This window comes from Micromonospora sp. NPDC003776 (assembly GCF_053605645.1).
In genome coordinates this window covers 1-1,170 of sequence record NZ_JBSGJR010000976.1, presented here as the reverse complement: position 1 = coordinate 1,170, position 1,170 = coordinate 1, and the positions used below count along the sequence as shown (strand labels likewise).

At 69.2% G+C, this 1,170-nt stretch carries 2 protein-coding genes; both read right to left on the bottom strand.

The genetic code is table 11. The annotated features are described in order from the left end of the window. Positions 1-58: 58 nt before the first annotated feature. Positions 59-829, bottom strand: a complete 771-nt coding sequence (locus ACWEVO_RS36855) for a DUF5995 family protein (protein WP_452312002.1) — start codon at positions 827-829, stop codon at positions 59-61. Positions 830-942: 113 nt separating this feature from the next. Next, a partial coding sequence (locus ACWEVO_RS36850; protein WP_452312001.1) for a response regulator transcription factor occupies positions 943-1,170 on the bottom strand: 228 nt, incomplete at its 5' end.

Below are 1,170 nucleotides of genomic sequence, written 5' to 3'. Positions count from 1 at the left end.
GTCGGCCCATGACGGGGCACGGGCGCTGTGCAAGCGCGAGCCGAAGATCGACATCCGGCTACTGCAGGAACGCCCCCAGCGGCGACAGCAGCAGCCGGCCGAGCAGCGCGGCGTTGTCGTCCAGCCGCGTCCGCTCACACTCACGGGCGTCCGGGTCGTGCCGGCAGCGCCAGATCTTCTGCGCATTGCGCCAGGCCACGTTCCGGGTGTACTCCACCAGTTCGCCCTGGTACCAGTCGTCGATGTCGCCGTTGACCATGTCGATCATGAGCTGCCAGTGGTCCAGGTAGCCCCGGCGCAGCTCGGGGATCCGCTCGGCGAAGATCTTGTTGATCTCCAGGTAGTCGCGGTGCTGGTCGCTGCCGTCCACCGGCTCGGACTCCAGGCTCTCCAGCGTGGTCACCAGCGCGAACGGCAGGTCGTAGTTGATGTGGGCGTTCACCCCGGCGGCGGCCGACGGCAGCGGCCGGGCGTCCGGGCCGCGCATCCGCTTGAACAGGCAGGACCACGCCTTCGGCGTGCTCGGGCTGGACTCGGTCCAGAAGCGCAACGCGTCGAAGTAGCGAGCCGCGAACTCCACGTCCAGCCGGGCGAGGAAGACCGGGTCGACGAACCGGTCGTCGTAGAGGCCGTCGAGCACCGTGCTGGTGATGACCAGGTAGAGCTTGTTGAAGTCGGCCAGCGGGCAGCTCGCCTCCAGCGGAGGCAGCCGGACCAGCAGGTCCTGCAGCTTGGTGAGATGGTCGACGACCGCCGGCACGTCGGCGGGGTGGTCGGCGAGCAAGCCGATGATGTCCTCGTGCACAGGACCCCAGACCGGTTCGGTCATCTCTCCTCCACAACGGCCGGCGCGCTCTCCCCATAGGCGCGGCGGCCTCGGACAGCCTTCCAGCCGGCGTACCCAGGGCGGATCAGTAGAACGACGTATTCCCGCGGCGGGGTCTAGTCCGGACGGTGACGCAGGAAGATCGCGCTGGCCTGGACCCGGGTGCGGACCTGGAGCTTGTCGAAGATGTGCGACACGTGCACCCCGATGGTCCGCTCGCTGATGAACAGCCGCTGGCCGATCTCCTTGTTGGTCAACCCCTCCGCGACCGCGGCGAGCACCTCCCGCTCCCGGGCGGTCAGCGCGGCCAACTCGTCCACCGTCGGCGCGTCGGCCGGCGCGGC